Source organism: Enterobacter cloacae complex sp. ECC445 (assembly GCF_021892025.1).
Taxonomy (GTDB): domain Bacteria; phylum Pseudomonadota; class Gammaproteobacteria; order Enterobacterales; family Enterobacteriaceae; genus Enterobacter; species Enterobacter chengduensis.
In genome coordinates this window covers 208,147-225,404 of record NZ_JAKLRZ010000007.1, presented here as the reverse complement: position 1 = coordinate 225,404, position 17,258 = coordinate 208,147, and the positions used below count along the sequence as shown (strand labels likewise).

12 protein-coding genes and 1 CRISPR repeat array are annotated in these 17,258 nt (G+C 57.9%); of the genes, 2 read left to right on the top strand and 10 right to left on the bottom strand.

The window, feature by feature from the left end:
• Positions 1–12: 12 nt before the first annotated feature.
• The 5 genes from L6R44_RS08980 to poxB form a co-directional block, all read right to left on the bottom strand.
• Positions 13–2,316 (bottom strand): type VI secretion system Vgr family protein, encoded by a 2,304-nt coding sequence (locus tag L6R44_RS08980; protein ID WP_237423929.1) that lies wholly within the window; start codon positions 2,314–2,316, stop codon positions 13–15.
• Positions 2,317–2,524: 208 nt separating this feature from the next.
• Positions 2,525–3,538: an NAD-dependent epimerase/dehydratase family protein gene (locus L6R44_RS08975; protein WP_237423928.1), complete on the bottom strand. Its 1,014-nt coding sequence runs from the start codon at positions 3,536–3,538 to the stop codon at positions 2,525–2,527.
• 91 nt (positions 3,539–3,629) lie between these two features.
• The gene (locus L6R44_RS08970; RefSeq protein WP_237423927.1) at positions 3,630–5,066 is read right to left on the bottom strand and encodes an SDR family oxidoreductase; all 1,437 of its coding nucleotides are present in this window, start codon (positions 5,064–5,066) and stop codon (positions 3,630–3,632) included.
• A 10-nt stretch (positions 5,067–5,076) separates the two neighbouring features.
• Positions 5,077–6,078 carry a low-specificity L-threonine aldolase gene (ltaE, locus tag L6R44_RS08965; RefSeq protein ID WP_237423926.1) on the bottom strand — a complete coding sequence of 334 codons (1,002 nt, stop codon included), beginning with the start codon at positions 6,076–6,078 and terminating at the stop codon, positions 5,077–5,079.
• A 38-nt stretch (positions 6,079–6,116) separates the two neighbouring features.
• The gene (gene poxB, locus L6R44_RS08960; RefSeq protein ID WP_032639187.1) at positions 6,117–7,835 is read right to left on the bottom strand and encodes a ubiquinone-dependent pyruvate dehydrogenase; all 1,719 of its coding nucleotides are present in this window, start codon (positions 7,833–7,835) and stop codon (positions 6,117–6,119) included.
• Between the two features lie 151 nt (positions 7,836–7,986).
• Between poxB and L6R44_RS08955 the strand changes: the two genes are divergently transcribed.
• The gene (locus L6R44_RS08955) at positions 7,987–8,421 is read left to right on the top strand and encodes a DoxX family protein (protein WP_237423925.1); all 435 of its coding nucleotides are present in this window, start codon (positions 7,987–7,989) and stop codon (positions 8,419–8,421) included.
• 166 nt (positions 8,422–8,587) lie between these two features.
• Positions 8,588–9,398: a CRISPR direct-repeat array (repeat unit 28 nt; unit sequence GTTCACTGCCGTACAGGCAGCTTAGAAA).
• Between the two features lie 281 nt (positions 9,399–9,679).
• Here L6R44_RS08955 and hcr read toward each other — a convergent pair.
• From hcr to aqpZ, 4 genes are all read right to left on the bottom strand, one after another.
• Positions 9,680–10,648 (bottom strand): NADH oxidoreductase, encoded by a 969-nt coding sequence (gene hcr, locus L6R44_RS08950; RefSeq protein ID WP_237423924.1) that lies wholly within the window; start codon positions 10,646–10,648, stop codon positions 9,680–9,682.
• Between the two features lie 10 nt (positions 10,649–10,658).
• The gene (gene hcp, locus L6R44_RS08945; protein WP_237423923.1) at positions 10,659–12,311 is read right to left on the bottom strand and encodes a hydroxylamine reductase; all 1,653 of its coding nucleotides are present in this window, start codon (positions 12,309–12,311) and stop codon (positions 10,659–10,661) included.
• Between the two features lie 144 nt (positions 12,312–12,455).
• A complete protein-coding gene (locus L6R44_RS08940; protein WP_237423922.1) occupies positions 12,456–13,355 on the bottom strand; it encodes a lysine exporter LysO family protein in 900 nt (299 codons plus the stop codon).
• Between the two features lie 158 nt (positions 13,356–13,513).
• Positions 13,514–14,209 carry an aquaporin Z gene (aqpZ, locus tag L6R44_RS08935; RefSeq protein WP_032642513.1) on the bottom strand — a complete coding sequence of 232 codons (696 nt, stop codon included), beginning with the start codon at positions 14,207–14,209 and terminating at the stop codon, positions 13,514–13,516.
• A 290-nt stretch (positions 14,210–14,499) separates the two neighbouring features.
• Here aqpZ and L6R44_RS08930 point away from each other — a divergent pair, with 290 nt between their 5' ends.
• Complete coding sequence (locus tag L6R44_RS08930) at positions 14,500–16,158, top strand: ATP-dependent endonuclease (RefSeq protein WP_237423921.1); 1,659 nt, start codon at positions 14,500–14,502, stop codon at positions 16,156–16,158.
• Here L6R44_RS08930 and L6R44_RS08925 read toward each other — a convergent pair.
• Positions 16,155–17,111, bottom strand: a complete 957-nt coding sequence (locus L6R44_RS08925) for a VirK/YbjX family protein (RefSeq protein WP_237423920.1) — start codon at positions 17,109–17,111, stop codon at positions 16,155–16,157. The genes L6R44_RS08930 and L6R44_RS08925 overlap by 4 nt on opposite strands.
• Positions 17,112–17,258: the final 147 nt, after the last annotated feature.

Sequence of the window (17,258 nt, the reverse complement as noted above, 5' to 3'; positions counted from 1 at the left end):
TACATTCCTTGTTTAGGAAAATAAATGATCGTCAGGGGATAAAACGGGCTCGCCCGGTTCCGGATGTGACGGAAATTCAACAAGTACTGTCGCGGGGCCTGCGGTTACCGTCCGTTTTGCGTAGCGCGTGTAAGTGTTCGTCGTGCCGTATTCAATCCCCGCCTCGTCAATTTTCAGGTAGCTGCCGCCGCCAATCAGCGTTACCCGTTTTTTTCCCGCAAACAGCATTTCGCTCAGGCTGGTGATGCGCAACTTCTGCTCTGCGCTCAGGTGCATACTGCCGTTCTGCGCCTGAAACTGCACCGGACCCTCTGCGGAAACCACGCTGAGCTTTCCGGTGTGCGCAAACAGACCCACCTTTTCACCCGCCAGCATGCTTACGTTACCTATTGCGCCTGCACTGATATCACCGCCCGCATTCACGGCGATATTCTCCGACGCTGCCAGTTGTATGTGCTCACCGCTGGTGAAGGCCATGCCTTCCGGGGCTGAAAAATGAATCATTTCTTCCAGTTCGCGGAAGCGTTCGGCAAACATCGCTTTCTGGCTGGCAATATCCGCTTCCAGTGCGCGGGCCTGCACAGCGGCAGAGTTCAGTGCCTGGAGTTGCTGCTGAAGGAATTCTATTTCGCGTAGGGCTGTGTCCATCTCCAGTATGTCGCCCTCAGCCTTCTGCTGTCCGTCGGCGGTGACAAGCAGCCCCTTTGCCACACGTATCACGCCGTGCTCGTCAGTGCGCAGTTCAAAGCCGCTGCCGCGTGGTTTGTCCTGTGCGTCGGTAATGTGCCCCTGATTAAGCTGTGTTGCACCAAATGGCGTGGTAAGGGCGATATGCTCCTCTTGCCGTTTGTCCTCCATCCGGAGTTCATTGTCTCCCGCCGTGCGCAGAATGTTCTGGCTGCGGTTGTCGCGGGTCACCACGTCGGCGTGCTCTGAGTCGTGGAAAACATACGCTATATAAGGCAGGTCAGGGTCGCCCGCATGGAAGGCCACAGCGACCTCTGTACCGTGCACAAGCGGGAAATGAAAGCCGTGCACGTCGCCCGCCACGGGGTTTGACAGCCTCAGCCAGGGGAAAGCATAGCCGGGTTCACAGTCCTGGTCCCGGTCAAAGTCCATACGTACCCGGTAGCGCCCCTGTTCATCCAGCCAGGCATACGGCTCGTCAGGACTGCGACTGTCCACTCTGCCGGGCAGCGTGCCGTGAATTTCGGGGCGGGGGATTTCCGGCGGGCGGTAGCAATAGCGTTCGGTGTAGGGCATGCCCCAGGCGGACACATGTAGACGGGAATCGTGGGAAGCAATAAAGGTGACAAGACCGATAACCACGCCTTCACGCATTTCTTCAATGATATTGCCCTGTGGCTCCAGCACCTGTCCGGGGGTAAGACCTGAAGCGTTGCTGAAAAGATGCAGAATGGCTGAGCGGTTCAGTTCGCGTTCATGATGAATTCTGGCATAGAATGCGCCGCTTTCGGTTTCCGGCTCCGGGTCGGTATCATCGCCCGCCGTTAAGTGCGTGCCGCCGTAGCGGTACGTTTCGCCCGTTGTGGTGGCACTGCTGCGCATGCTCACCTCAGCAGAAACCGGACGCGCCCAGTCCCGGTAATTGTCGTTGCGGGTGCTTACCCTGCCCGTGACGGCATTGTGCCAGGTGCGCACATTCCAGCAGCTTTCCTCTGCACCATCGTACAGGCCGGAGGGCTCACCATAGGGCAGGGTGACGTGAAATTCGTAGTTAAGCTGGCTGTCGGCAAAAATCAGCGTTTCCTGCCGGGTGACGGCGTGCATTTCGGAGCGGAACCAGATGCCCACCTCTGAGAGGATACGCTGAATAAACTGCAAATCGGTTTCGTTCCACTGAGTTATCGGCTCACGCACCGGATACTGACGCTCCAGACGAAAATCAAAATCAACCCCCACCAGTCCGTGACGGCGCAGCAGATGCTCCACCAGCTCCGGCACGGACATATTCTGGTAAATGGCACAGCGGCTGGTATGAGACAGCAGAGCCAGACGGGATTCAAGACGGACGGCGTAGCGTGACTGGTCGGCGCTGGTGCACAGGCATTTCAGGAAGGTGATAATGCCATGCACCTCCTTGCCGTTACGCATTCTGAGGCTGGCATATTTCAGCAGCACATCCTGCGCGGCAATGTCGCCCGGCGGGACGGTGAACTCAATATTCCATGAGAACGGCTCGCTGAGCGCCTCGCGTCCTCTGAATCGCAGCACGTCAGGCTGTACCGGGCTGTCATTTATATGCAGGCTGTAGCGGGATTGCCCCGTTTCGGCAACGGCCTGTGCAAATTCCATTTTTGTCTTTCCTGTCAGAATGGTCAATGACATTAAGACAAAAGCGTTTCATTATCCCCTTTTAAAAGCAAGGGAATACGTATTGTTGACATGAAACTTAACAGAAATTATTTCATCGATGCGCGGGCGGGATTAACGGATATCGCATCGGATGGTGTGATTTGCCGGGTAAGCGCAGGCTTACCCGGCCTATGTGTGGCAGGATCGCTTACCGGGGTAACTTCCCGTGATCCCGTAACCACGCCGCCGTGCGCACAATCCCTTCATCCAGCGTCACCACCGGCTGATACCCCAGCTCATTCTCCGCCCGCGAAATATCCAGCGTGAAGTCAAAGTTAAGCTTCGATACGCCGTAATGCGTCAGCGCAGGCTCTTTGGCCGATTTACTGCCAAAGCGCTCCATGCTGCGGGCAATCATGTCGAGCATCGGGTAGGGAACCGAACGGATACGGCAGTCGATCTGCAGCTCGTCGATCAGCCGCTGCACAATGCTGCGCAGCGTGCAAGGCTCACCGTTAGTGATGTTATAGGCGCGGCCGGAGATCAGCTTATCGCAGTCCGGCTGGCTTGCCAGCCACATGGCGTGGACGGCGTTTTCGTAATAGGTCATATCCACCAGCGCATCGCCACCGCGCGGCAGCAGCACGCTGCCGTAGTGATGCATCATCTGCGCCAGGCGTGGAATAAACACCTTGTCGTGCGGTCCGAACAGGCTTTGCGGACGCAGGATCGTAAACCGGGTGTGCGGGTTCGACTGCGCCAGCAGGTCAATGACCTCTTCGCTGGCCGCTTTGCTGCGGGCAAACTCGCAGGCAAAGCGAGCAGGGCGGAAATCTTCCTGCACGTCACGATGGTGGTGGTAGTCGAAATAGAGCGATGGTGATGAGATATGGATAAAGTTACGCACGCCCCAGGCGACGGCCCATTCGCCCAGACGGCGGGTGGCCCGCACGTTGGCGAGATCGAAGGCTTCCTGGGTTCCCCACGGCGAGGTAAAACTGGAGCAGTGCCACAGCGTGTCGATACCGGCGAGCATGACCTTCGCCTGCGAGGAGACCAGCTCCGTCAGGTCGGCATGGACGAACTCTGCGCCCATTTTTTGCAGCAGTTTCCCCATCGCTTCGTTGCGACCGGTAGCCCTGACGCTGATGCCCTTGCTGCGCAGAAATTCGACCGCATTTCGGCCTAAGCCGCTGGTCGCCCCGGTAACCAGTACCTTCATAACTATCCACTGTGTTGAAAAGAATTTCGTGCGCATTCTTTCGTGAATTACGGCGCTATGCAATGGGAAAGGTGAAAGAAAAAGGGTTTTATTAACTTATTTTCATCTTTTGTTCTGCACGTTGCGCAATCCGTTTCGCCATCCCGCGGAAGATAAACAGGTGGGCGGGGATCATCAACAGCCAGTAGAACAGACCCGGCATTCCGTGCGGATGCCACCAGGCGCGGACGTCCAGTTCCCGATAATCGCCTTTGTCTTTCAGCGTAAAGCAGAGTCGCCCCAGCCCGGGCGCTTTCATCCCGAACAGCAGCGCCAGCTGTTTTTCCGGCTCGACGATAATCACCTTCCAGCTGTCGACCGCGTCGCCCACCTCAAGATACGGGCGGGCCGGGCGGCCTTTCGCCAGCCGGTGCCCCACCAGCAGATCCATCGCCCCGCGCGTTTGCCAGAGGAGATTGCCGAAGAAATACCCTTCTTTGCCGCCAATCTGGTTCACCACCTCCCACTGCGCGGCCAGGCTGGCAGAGGTTTTCACCGTGCAGCCCGCCTGTTTCGGATAATAGCCGTACTCCGGCCGCCAGCGGGCAAACGCCTGGGCGTCGTAGCCCCAGTCGCTGGAGTTCACCAGCTGCTCTTCTTCTTTCAGCGTATTGCGCACCGCATCGTCGAAGCGGATCAGATCCTGCGGGATGAGCGCCCGCAGCGCGCGATCGTCCGCCAGCAGATCGTGCTTCAGCCCCTGGATCAGCGCTTTGGCGGTCGTCGGCGGCACGGAGGTGATCACATTCAAAAACCACACCGAAATCCAGCGGGTCGGGAAGGGAATGGGGATCAGCCAGCGTCGGCGTCCGCTGACGCGCATAAAATGTTCGAACTGCTCCTGATAGCTCAGCACTTCAGGACCGGCAGCCTCCAGCACGCGGTGTTGCGCCGCCGGATGGTCCAGCAGGGCCACCAGATAATGCAGTAAATTCTCCAGCGCAATCGGCGTGGTGCGCGAACGCACCCAGCGCGGCGGCGTGAGCACCGGCAGGTTGTAGACCATATCGCGCATCACTTCGAAGGCGGCGGACCCCGCGCCGACGATGATCCCCGCGCGCAGCTCGGTTACGGGGATATTGGCACCGCGCAGCGTGTCCGCCGTTAGCTGGCGGGCGCGCAGATGGTCGGACTGCTCATGTTCGGGCGCCTGGAGCGAGCTTAAAAAAATCACCTGCTTCACCGGCGTTTGCAGCAGGGCATCGCGGACGTTCATCGCCACCTGACGCTCGTGGGCGATAAAGTCCCCGCCTTCGCCCATGCTGTGCACCAGGTAGTAAAGCGTGTCGACCCCTTCCAGCAGCGCGGGAAGTTCCTTCGGCCAGTTGAGGTCAACGTTGTGGCAGGTGACGCCGGGCAAACTGAGTTTTTGCAGGCGTTCGGTGTTGCGTGCCGCTGCCAGCACCTGATGCCCCTGCTGGCTTAACGCCGTGGTCAGGTGCTGGCCAATGTATCCGCTGGCGCCGAGCACCAGAATGCGTTGCGGCACGTTGGGCTCCTTAGCGCTGTAAAAACGCCTGCCAGTGTTTCACCACGTCGGTCAGCTGCTCGCGGCTGACGTCGAGATGCATCACCAGGCGCACGATCGGTGAGGCGTTGATCAGCACGCCGCGCGCTTTCATAAATTCACCCAGCGCGGCGGCATGCTCGTCGCCGACGCGAACGAACAGCATGTTGGTGTCGTGACGCATCACGTCGGCGCCGATCTCGCGCAGCTGCGTGGCCATCCACGCGGCGTTATCGTGATCGTCCTTCAGGCGCGCCACGTTGTTTTTCAGCGCGTACAGCCCCGCCGCCGCCAGAATCCCCGCCTGGCGCATGCCGCCGCCGGTCATCTTCCGCCAGCGGTTGGCGCGCTTGATGTAGTCCGCATTGCCTACCAGCAGGGAACCCACCGGCGTGCCCAGCCCTTTAGAGAGGCAGATGGTGAACGAGTCGCAGTATTGCGTAATCTCCTTCAGCTCGCAGCCGTACGCCACGACGGCGTTGAAGATACGCGCGCCGTCCACGTGCAGGCCGAGCCCGCGCTCGCGGGTGAATTCCCACGCGGCTTTCAGGTACTCGCGCGGCAGCACCTTGCCGTTGTGGGTGTTTTCCAGGCTGAGCAGCCTGGTGCGGGCGAAGTGGATGTCGTCGGCTTTGATTTTCGCCGCCACTTTATCGAGCGGCAGGGAGCCGTCCGGCGCGGCGTCAATCGGCTGCGGCTGTATGCTGCCGAGCACCGCTGCGCCGCCGGCTTCGTAAAGGTAGTTATGCGCGCCCTGGCCGACGATGTACTCTTCACCGCGCTCGCAGTGGCTGAGCAGGGCGACCAGGTTCGCCTGCGTGCCGGTTGGCAGGAACAGGGCAGCCTCCTTGCCGCTCAGCTCTGCCGCATAGCGCTGCAGTTCATTAACCGTCGGGTCATCGCCGTAGACGTCGTCCCCGACCGGCGCGGCCATCATCTCTTCGAGCATGGTGCGGCTCGGACGGGTAACGGTATCACTGCGTAAATCAATCATGGCATGTCCTTATTGTTGAAAAGGCGATGCCAGATGTTTTACCTGAGCCAGTTGGTTTTTGCCAGTTCGATCACCTCATCACCGCGACCGCTGATGATGGCGCGGAGCATATACAGGCTAAAGCCTTTGGCCTGTTCGAGCTTGATCTGCGGCGGGATCGCCAGCTCCTCTTTGGCGACGACGACGTCCACCAGCACCGGGCCGTCGATGGAAAACGCGCGCTGCAGGGCTTCGTCTACCTCAGAGGCTTTCTCCACGCGAATACCGGTAATGCCGCAGGCCTCGGCGATGCGCGCGAAGTTGGTGTCGTGCAGTTCGGTGCCGTCCGTGAGATAGCCCCCGGCCTTCATCTCCATCGCCACAAAGCCGAGCACGCTGTTGTTAAAGACCACGATTTTGAGCGGCAGCTTCATCTGCACCACCGACAGGAAATCCCCCATCAGCATGCTGAACCCGCCGTCGCCGCACATCGCCACCACCTGACGTTCCGGCGCCGTGGCTTTCGCGCCCAGCGCCTGCGGCATGGCGTTGGCCATTGAGCCGTGGTTGAACGAGCCGAGCAGGCGGCGTTTGCCGTTCATCTTCAGGTAGCGCGCCGCCCAGACCGTTGGCGTGCCCACGTCGCAGGTAAAAATGGCGTCGTCGTCGGCAAAATGGCTGATCTGCTGCGCCAGGTACTGCGGGTGAATGGCCTTGTCGCTCGGTTTGGCGAGATCGTCCAGCCCCTTGCGGGCATCGCGATAGTCGCTTAACGCCTTATCAAGGAACGTGCGGTCCGTTTTCTCTTCGAGAAGCGGCAGCAGGGCGGCAAGGGTCGATTTGATGTCGCCCACCAGCGCCATATCGACCTTGCTGTGCGCGCCGATGCTGGCCGGGTTGATATCAATCTGAATGATTTTCGCATCCGCCGGGTAGAACGCGCGATACGGGAACTGGGTGCCGAGCAGGATCAGCGTGTCGGCGTTCATCATGGTGTGGAAGCCGCTCGAAAATCCGATCAGCCCGGTCATGCCCACATCATAGGGGTTGTCGTACTCGACGTGCTCTTTGCCGCGCAGGGCGTGAACGATCGGCGATTTAAGCTTACCGGCAAATTCCAGCAGCTCCCTGTGCGCGCCCGCGCAGCCGCTGCCGCACATCAGGGCAATATTGCTGGAGTAACGCAGCAGCTGCGCCAGCTTTTTCAGCTCCTCTTGCGCAGGCGTCACGACCGGCTGTGGGGCGTGATACCAGTGGGTGCTGGCCCCCTCAGGCGCGGCCTTAAGGGCCACGTCGCCAGGGATAACGACCACCGACACGCCGCGGTTCAGCACCGCCTTGCGCATGGCGATCGCCAGCACCTGCGGGATCTGCTCCGGGGATGAAACCAGCTCACAGTAGTGGCTGCATTCACGGAACAGCTCCTGCGGATGCGTCTCCTGGAAATAGCCGCTGCCGATTTCGGAAGAGGGGATATGGGCGGCAATCGCCAGGACCGGGACATGATTGCGGTGGCAGTCGAACAGGCCGTTGATCAGGTGCAGGTTACCCGGCCCGCACGAGCCTGCACAGACGGCCAGTTCACCGGTGAGCTGCGCTTCGGCACCAGCCGCAAAGGCGGCAACCTCTTCATGACGCGTCGGCATCCATTCGATGGTCTTCATCTTATTAAGGCTGTCGCTCAGTCCGTTGAGGGAATCGCCGGTGACGCCCCAGATACGTTTTACGCCAGCCTGTTCGAGCGTTTTCGCAATATATGCAGCCACGGTTTGTTTCATGGTTGTCCTTCTCCTTTTTGTGATATCGCTTACAAGCTTAGAAGAAAGTCTCCGTATTGCCCGTCATTTCCCCCCAATTAAAAGGTGCTTTTCATGCGCAATTACTCGGCATAATCTGTTCATACACTAGTGAAAACAGGAATCATTTCAAATGGTTAAATCATTGTTAATTGCTGTTAATGAAAAGCTATCATGCGACGATCTTGGCAAACTCTTGTTACGACTTGCCGTCGGCGGGCTGATGCTGTTTCACGGTTTGCACAAGCTTTTTGGCGGCGTCGGCTTTATTAGCGGCATGCTGGTGGAAAAAGGATTGCCGGGATTTATCGCCTACGGCGTGTTGGTTGGTGAAGTGGTTGCGCCGATCCTGATTATTATCGGGCTCTTTACGCGCCCGGCCGCGCTGGTGCTGGCGTTTACGATGATTGTGGCGTGGCTGATGGTGGGAATGGGTGAAACGCTCGCCCTCGATAAGGTAGGTGCATGGGCGATTGAAAGCCTGGTGTACTTCTTTATCGGCTCGCTGGCGGTGGCGTTTTTAGGGGCAGGGCGTTTTGCGCTGGGGAAAGACCCGGCGTGGCGTTGAGGTTTGGGCACTGGTATGAAGGAAGGGGTCTACGGACCCTTTTTTATTGGCGATTTGTAACTCATTGATTTTATTGGGCTGAAATATATGCGAAGAAAAAAGGGGTTGAGACGATTTTTTTAGGTAATTTCTTTATCTGACAAGGTGATAGGTGTAGATTGTTCCAGTTCACTGCCGTACAGGCAGCTTAGAAAAGAGTGAATTGTCAAATATCCCTTACGCTGGAGTTCACTGCCGTACAGGCAGCTTAGAAACCTGAACGTGCTGGCGTACATCTTGATCCATTTGTTCACTGCCGTACAGGCAGCTTAGAAACTGCGGTAATTCCTGCTGCGGCGTTACCGGATGTTCACTGCCGTACAGGCAGCTTAGAAAGGGAAAACAGACGACCTGGACAAAGAGCATAGGTTCACTGCCGTACAGGCAGCTTAGAAAGCAATTATTACCGTACATCGGCATCGGATAATGTTCACTGCCGTACAGGCAGCTTAGAAATGCCGCTGCTGCCGCAGGAAGTACAACAGCAGGTTCACTGCCGTACAGGCAGCTTAGAAATGGAGTTTCGGGGTTTTTTATTTTCATGCCCGGTTCACTGCCGTACAGGCAGCTTAGAAAGGTACGCGCGCCAAAACATGCCGCGCTTGTCGTGTTCACTGCCGTACAGGCAGCTTAGAAAGACAGCATTTTAAGCTAATTTTCTGTGTCATCGTTCACTGCCGTACAGGCAGCTTAGAAATTGCACCGTCGCTGCATTCACCGTTAGCGTGACGTTCACTGCCGTACAGGCAGCTTAGAAAGTAACACTCGCTCCGTTACCTTTTCGGCCTGCGTTCACTGCCGTACAGGCAGCTTAGAAAGCTCTTGGCGATGAGTGGTTTACAGATATCATGTTCACTGCCGTACAGGCAGCTTAGAAAGGATTGAATATCGTGCGTACAATCGAACGGAAGTTCACTGCCGTACAGGCAGCAATCACACCTGGTTCTGTCAAACACTGTGCCGCCTGATTATAAGCCCGGTGGCGCTGACGCTTACCGGGCATACGAAGAGCCAACATGGGGAAAGTAGGAACAGAGTCAATTAAGTTTTGTTCACTTCCGTACAGGCAGCAATCACACCTGGTTCTGTCAAACACTGCGCCCCCTGATTATAAGCCCGATGGCGCTGGCGCTTACCGGGCCTACGAAGAGCCAACATGGGGAAAGTAGGCCGGGTAAACGCAGTGCCACCCGGCAAAAAACGGCGGCACCGCGTCAGATTATGCGAGGACCAAATCCCCCTGCGGATGGCACGAACACGCCAGCACGTAACCCTCGGCAATTTCCGCGTCCGACAGCGTCATGGTGCTGGTGACGGTATACTCCCCGGAAACTACCTTCGTCTTACAGCAGCCGCACACGCCCGCGCGGCAGGCGGCCAAGACAGGCACCTTGTTGCTTTCCAGCGCCTCCAGCAGCGTGGTTCCCACGCGGCCAAAGAAGGTCTGCGCAGGCTGTAGCTTAGTGAACTGAATGCCGCTGGTTGCCGCCTCCGCCACGGGCGTGAAGAACTGCTCCTTGAAGAAGCGGGTCACGCCAAGCGCTTTCACTTCTTTCTCTACGCTGTCCATGTACGGCGCCGGGCCGCAGGTCATCACGGTGCGGTTCGCAATATCCGGCACGCTCTGCAGCAGCTCGCGGCTCAGGCGACCGGGCACAAAGCCGTGGGTCGCGTTGTGCTCGGCCACCAGCGTCACCGGATAGTTGCGCCACTCCTCGGCAAAGATCACATCGTCCGGGGAGCGCACGCTAAAGATCGCCTGCACGTCGGCCTGCGGACGGTTTTTCGCCAGCCAGCGGCGCATCGACATAATCGGCGTCACGCCACAGCCCGCCGCCAGCAGCAGGAATTTATCGTCTGCCTTGTCGTCACAGGTGAAATTACCCTGCGCGTCAGACAGCCAGATATAATCCCCGCGCTTCACGTCACGGGTCAGCCACTGGGAGCCCGCGCCGTCATCAATGCGGCGGACGGTGAGCGTAATGTACTCGCTCACGCCCGGCGTTGAGGAGATCGTGTAGGCGCGCAGGGTGTCCGCCGAATGTCGAACGCTGACCAGCGCATACTGACCTGCACGGTACGGATAGTAATCGTGGCAAATCAATGAGAGCGTCCACACGTCCGGCGTCTCCTGGCGGATGTGATGAACCTGCATCCGCCACGGACATTGTGAGGTTGGCATGGTCATGAATAACTCCTTACGCACTCAGCAGCTGCTTCATATCATCTTCAACGTTGGTCACGGAACGCAGACCGAATTTCTCGTTCAGCACCGCCAGCAGGTCCGGCGTCAGGAAGCCTGGTGCCGTCGGGCCGGTCACGATGTTGGTCACGCCCAGAGAGAGCAGGGTCAGCAGGATGACAATCGCTTTCTGCTCAAACCATGACAGCACCAGCGACAGCGGCAGGTCGTTCACGCCGCAGCCCAGTTTTTCCGCCAGGGTGACCGCCAGAATGATGGCCGAGTAGGCATCGTTACACTGGCCCGCATCGATCAGGCGCGGCAGGCCTTCGATGCTGCCGAAGTCCAGCTTGTTGAAACGGTATTTGCCGCACGCCAGGGTCAGTATCAGGCAGTCTTCCGGCACGCGGGTGGCGAAATCGGTGAAGTAGCTGCGCTCGCCGCGCGCGCCGTCGCAGCCGCCGACGAGGAAGATGTGGCGCAGCTTTTCACGGCTGACGAGATCGATCAGCGAATCGGCGGCGCCGAGCAGGGTTTCACGACCGAAGCCGACGGTAATAAGGTGCGGGATCTCGCTGTACGGGAAGCCCGCCATCTGCTGCGCCTGGGCGATAACCGGACCGAAATCGTCGCCTTCAAGATGGCTCACGCCCGGCCAGCCGACGATGCTGCGGGTCCAGATGCGGTCGTCGTACGCGCCTACGGTAGGGTCGATGATGCAGTTTGAAGTCATCACGATAGGGCCGGGGAAGCGGGCGAACTCCACCTGCTGGTTCTGCCAGCCGCTGCCGAAGTTGCCGATCAGATGCTTGAATTTACGCAGCTCCGGGTAGCCGTGTGCGGGCAGCATTTCGCCGTGGGTATAGACGTTCACGCCGGTGCCTTCGGTCTGCTTAAGCAGGTTGTAGAGATCTTTCAGGTCATGGCCGGAAATCAGGATGCACTTGCCTTCGGTCGCCTTAACGTTGACCTGGGTCGGCGTCGGGTGGCCGTAGGTACTGGTCTCACCAGCATCCAGAATGCTCATCACGCGGAAGTTCATCTGGCCGATTTCCATTGAGCACTCAAGGAGGGCATTCATATCGGCAGGCCAGGTGCCCAGCCACGCCATGATTTTGTGGTACTGCGCGTAGATATCGTTGTCGTACTGACCGAGCACGTGCGCGTGTTCCATATAGGCCGCCGCGCCTTTCAGACCGTACAGGCACAGCAGGCGCAGGCCGAGAATGTTCTCGCCAATCGCCGCTTTGTCTTTATTCGGGGTGAATTCTGCCGCCTGACGCTGGAGGTCGCCGAGATCGTCACTCGCCAGCTGAAGTTCTGACATCGGGTTGTCCACGCGGGCGTTAGCATCAGCGTTCAGGCACTGCGCCTTCAGCGCTTCCCGCAGTGCGATGGCTTCTCGGGCGTAGCCAACAATGCGCGGCGAATCGAAGTTAACGTTGGTCAGCGTGGAGAAGAAGGCGCGCGGGGCGAAGCTGTCGACGTAATGGTCAACAATGCCGTATTCGCGTGCCTTGAGCGCCCAGGCGGAAAGGCCTTGCAGGGCCGCAATCAGCAGGTCCTGCAGGTCAGATGTTTCTGCGGTTTTGCCGCACATACCCTGCGCGTAAGAGCAGCCGTTGCCTGCCGGGGTACGGATGGTTTGTTCACATTGCACACAAAACATAATCACACCTGTTAAAGTTATATTTGATATACATGTTTAAGGTTATGCCTGTGCCAGAACGGTGAAAAGGGCTTTCTGCTACAAAATAGAGGGAGATTGATTTAGCGCAATTTTGGCGGCAGGAAACCTACCGCCAAAGAAGTATCAGGCGGAGAAAAACGCCATCAGAATGGGAACCAGCAGGCTCAGGATAAAGCCGTGAACGATGGCGGCAGGCACCAGCTCCAGCCCGCCGGAGCGCTGGAGTACCGGAAGGGTAAAGTCCATCGACGTTGCGCCGCACAGGCCCAGCGCGGTAGAACGACTGCGGCGAACCAGTCCCGGGATCAGCATGATGGCAATCAGCTCTCGCGCCAGATCGTTAAAGAAGGCGGCGCTGCCGATGACCGGGCCGAATGATTCCGTTAGCAGAATACCGGACAGGGAGTACCAGCCAAATCCGGAGGCCATTGCCAGGCCGGTTTTCAGCGGCAGATCGAGAATAAAGGCGTTAATGACCCCCGCCACCATTGAGCTGGCGACAACCATTACGGCAATAATCATCCCCCGGCGGTTGAGGACAATTTGCTTCAGCGTCATGCCGTTATTTCGCAGCTGGATACCGATCAGGAACAGCAGGAAGATGAGCGTATATTCACTGGCCTCCGTCGCATGCTGTAAAAATGCCCAACCGGTCAGCCCAAGAACAAAACCGAGCACCACGACGCCGCACAGTTTTAATGATTCAAGCGCCATCGCAATTCGGGAAGGGAGTTTTTCCTGATGATGGTGGTTTTTCCATGGAATAGTCCGTTCCAGCCACAGCAGGGCGGCAATATTGCACAGCAAAATAACGACCACGGTGACCGCAGAATAATGGAGAATGGAGAGTAAATTCGCTGACAGGTTGTCCAGAAATGCCAGGCTAATCCCCATAAAGAAAAGAATCACGTAGACAATCCAGCTCAGGAATCGATTAATGAGCCTTAATGCGGATTCACGATGGAGCGGAATAAGATAGCCCGCAATCAGGGGCAGCAGAATAATGAGGAGTCCTGAAAACATGAACAGCCGGTCCTTTTGAGTATCTGGTGAGCGCCAGAGACACTACCCAATAAAGGCTGTCCAGTAAAGCGGCATAAAAAAGCCGGGCGGCGGCTGCGCCTTACCCGGCTTGTATGTACGGCCTGTTGCCCTCTCCCACGTGGAGAGGGAGGGAAAGATTAATCGCGTTTTTCCAGCAGGGTGCGGTACAGCACGCCGCCCAGAATACCGCCGACAATCGGCATCACCCAGAACAGCCACAGCTGCTCAAGCGCCCAGCCGCCCTGGAAGATGGCGACGGCGGTGCTGCGCGCCGGGTTAACGGAGGTGTTGGTGACGGGAATAGAAATCAGGTGAATAAGGGTCAGCGCCAGACCAATCGCAATCGGGGCAAAGCCTGCCGGAGCGTGTTTGTCCGTTGCGCCGTGGATCACCAGCAGGAAGCCGGCGGTGAGCACAATTTCAATCACGATGGCTGACAGCATGGAGTAACCGCCCGGGGAATGTTCGCCGAAGCCGTTAGAGGCGAAGCCGCTGGCCGCTGCGTCGAAGCCCGCTTTGCCGCTGGCAATCACGTACAGCACGCCAGCTGCAATAATTCCGCCCACCACCTGCGCCACGATATAGCCAATCACGTCTTTAGCCGGGAAACGACCGCCCGCCCATAAGCCTAACGTCACTGCCGGGTTAAAATGACCGCCGGAAATATGCCCCACGGCAAACGCCATGGTTAATACGGTTAAGCCAAACGCCAGCGCGACGCCGACAAAACCAATGCCTAATTCCGGGAATGCTGCTGCCAGAACGGCGCTACCGCAGCCGCCAAATACCAGCCAGAATGTACCAAAGCATTCTGCCGCCAATTTTCTAAACATAACCACCTCTAAATAATTTTCCGCACGCTTCCCGCGCGCGGGATATATCGCCATAAAGGGATGACGACTCAAAGAGCCCGTATTTTAGAAACCAACAACATCCCTTCGCCACTTAAATAAATTCGATTAATTTGATTTAAGGCAATGTGATGTCAATCCTTGTTCGAATCAGCGGTAAATAGAGCATAGACCAATTCTCGCAAGGGTGAATGTTGTGCTGTCGTGACAGAACGCCTCCCGCTATACTGCTGATAACTTGAAGGAAAAAGTGATCATTTCGCGGGGGATTTATGCTTCTCGAACGTGTGGAAATTGTCGGGTTTCGCGGTATTAACCGCCTGTCGCTGCAGCTGGAGCAGAACAACGTCCTGATCGGCGAGAACGCGTGGGGGAAGTCCAGCCTGCTGGATGCGCTGACGTTGCTGCTTTCCCCCGAAGACGATCTGTATCACTTCGTCCGCGAGGATTTCTGGTTCCCGCCGGGCGACGTGACGGGGCGCGAGAAGCACCTGCATATCATCCTGACGTTCCGCGAATCCGAGCCTGGCCGCCACCGCGTGCGTCGCTTCCGTCCGCTGTCACCCTGCTGGGTGCCGTGCGATGACGGTTTCCACCGGATTTTCTATCGGCTGGAAGGGGAGATGGCGGAGAACGAAGGGGTACTCACCCTGCGTGATTTTCTCGATGAGACAGCCAACCCGATCCCGCTGGACAACATCGACGACCTCGCCCGCCACCTGATCCGCCTGACGCCCGTATTGCGGCTGCGCGATGCGCGCTTTATGCGGCGTATCCGTAACGGCACGGTGCCGAATATGCCGGAGGTGGAAGTCACCGCCCGCGAGCTGGATTTTCTGGCGCGTGAGCTGGTGTCGCGTCCGCAGAATCTGACCGATGGTCAGATTCGCCAGGGGCTGTCCGCGATGGTGCAGCTTCTGGAGCACTATTTTTCCGAGCAGGGCACGTCCGAGTCGCGCCATCGGCTGATGCGCCGTCGCTCTCATGACGAGCAGCGCAGCTGGCGCTACCTCGATATCATTAACCGAATGATCGACCGGCCCGGCGGCCGTACCCATCGGGTGATTCTGCTGGGGCTGTTCTCAACGCTCCTGCAGGCCAAAGGCACCGTCCGTCTCGACCGGGACGCGCGGCCGCTGCTGCTGGTGGAAGACCCGGAAACGCGCCTGCATCCCATCATGCTCTCCGTGGCCTGGCATCTGCTGAATCTGCTGCCGCTCCAGCGTATTACGACCACCAATTCCGGGGAATTATTGTCCCTGACGCCGGTAGAACACGTCTGCCGTCTGGTGCGTGAATCCTCCCGCGTCTCGGCTTTCCGGCTTGGGCCGAGCGGTTTGAACGCGGAAGACGGGCGGCGCATCGCGTTTCATATTCGCTTTAACCGCGCGTCGTCGCTCTTTGCCCGCTGCTGGCTGCTGGTGGAGGGTGAAACGGAAACCTGGGTCATCAACGAACTGGCGCGCCAGTGCGGCCACCATTTTGATGCGGAAGGCATTAAGGTGATTGAATTCGCCCAGTCGGGATTAAAGCCGCTGATAAAATTTGCCCGCCGGATGGGCATCGAGTGGCACGTCCTGGTCGACGGTGATGAGGCGGGCAAAAAATATGCCTCGACCGTGCGTAGCCTGCTGAATAACGAGCGGGAAGAAGAGCGCGACCACTTAACCATGCTCCCCGCGATGGACATGGAGCACTTTATGTATCGTCAGGGGTTTGACGACGTCTTCCACCGCGTTGCGATGGTGCCGGTCGATGTCCCGATGAACATGCGGCGGGTGATCGCCAAAGCCATTCATCGTTCGTCAAAGCCGGATCTCGCCATTGAAGTGGCGACGGAGGCGGGAAGGCGGGGCGTGGAGGCGGTACCGACCTTGCTGCGGAAGATGTTTTCCCGCGTGCTGTGGCTGGCGCGCGGGAGAGCGGATTAACCTCGGGTCGCCTGTTTCACCTGCTGAATCAGGCTATCCAGCAGTTCGTAGCGGCGGCGATATTCCGAACGTTTTTTGCTGGCGATTTCTTCCATCGGCTTACGCGGCATAGCGAGCGGCAGCGTAAAGTTACCGTTATCCTGCTTTTCACCGCCGAGGGAGAGCCAGAAGCTGTCGTAATCGGCCAGCAGTTTTCCCTCTTTTTTCCTGCGGTAGCGCCAGCTGCGATAAATATGGGTATCGTTACTGACGGCGATAATCTTCTCTACCGGGAACGCGGCGCCGAGGGTCATGGCGGCCTCGACCAGCAGACGTTTCGGGAACAGGCCATGGCAGGCTTTCGTCGCCCCCTGGATCCGCTCATGAGGGACATGCGCTTTTGCGCCCTGCAAACCGCCAATGAACAGCGTCGATTTTCCCTCGAACGGGCAAAGCGTAAAGGTCATTTCCGCCAGCGCGGTGTTTTGAGCGTCACAGAAAACGAGGGTTGCTTCTCCCTCTTTATCCATAAACGCATCGGCGCACAGGCGAACGGTAAATTGCCGTTCATCTTTTCCGGTTATGGTCAGCAGCGTCGCGCCGTGCTTTGAAAGATAGCCATTCATCAGCGTCGCCGGCAGCTGGCGAGACATGACCTGATAGTGCCAGGACAGCGATTCCAGCGTACGCTGTCGATCCATATTGACGGTCAGCCACGGGCGATGCAGGCGGCAGGGCAGGCCGGGCTGAACCTGGAGCATTTGCATCAGGTACGGATGCTTTGCCAGCGCAGAGAGCAGGCGAGCGGTGCTGAACGGTGTTGCCAGCGAGCGCAGCATAAACTTGCGTCGGTAGTCGGTGTTTTCCCATGCCAGCCCGGGGGCGATCTCACCGAAAGCCAGGCTTTTGAAGAGCTGCCAGCCGGATTTTGGCTGCGGCAGGTTGGAAAGTGATGTATCGACGATAGAAGACATGGTAGATCCTGATCCTTTTGGAATATCGCTATTTCAACAGGGGAAATGTCAACGTCTCGTAAACAAATTGGGGCGATTTCGGAGAACAGGGCTTTCGTTGAAGAGTCGTTTAGTTAGAATCAACCTTTATCATTGCCAGAACATTTA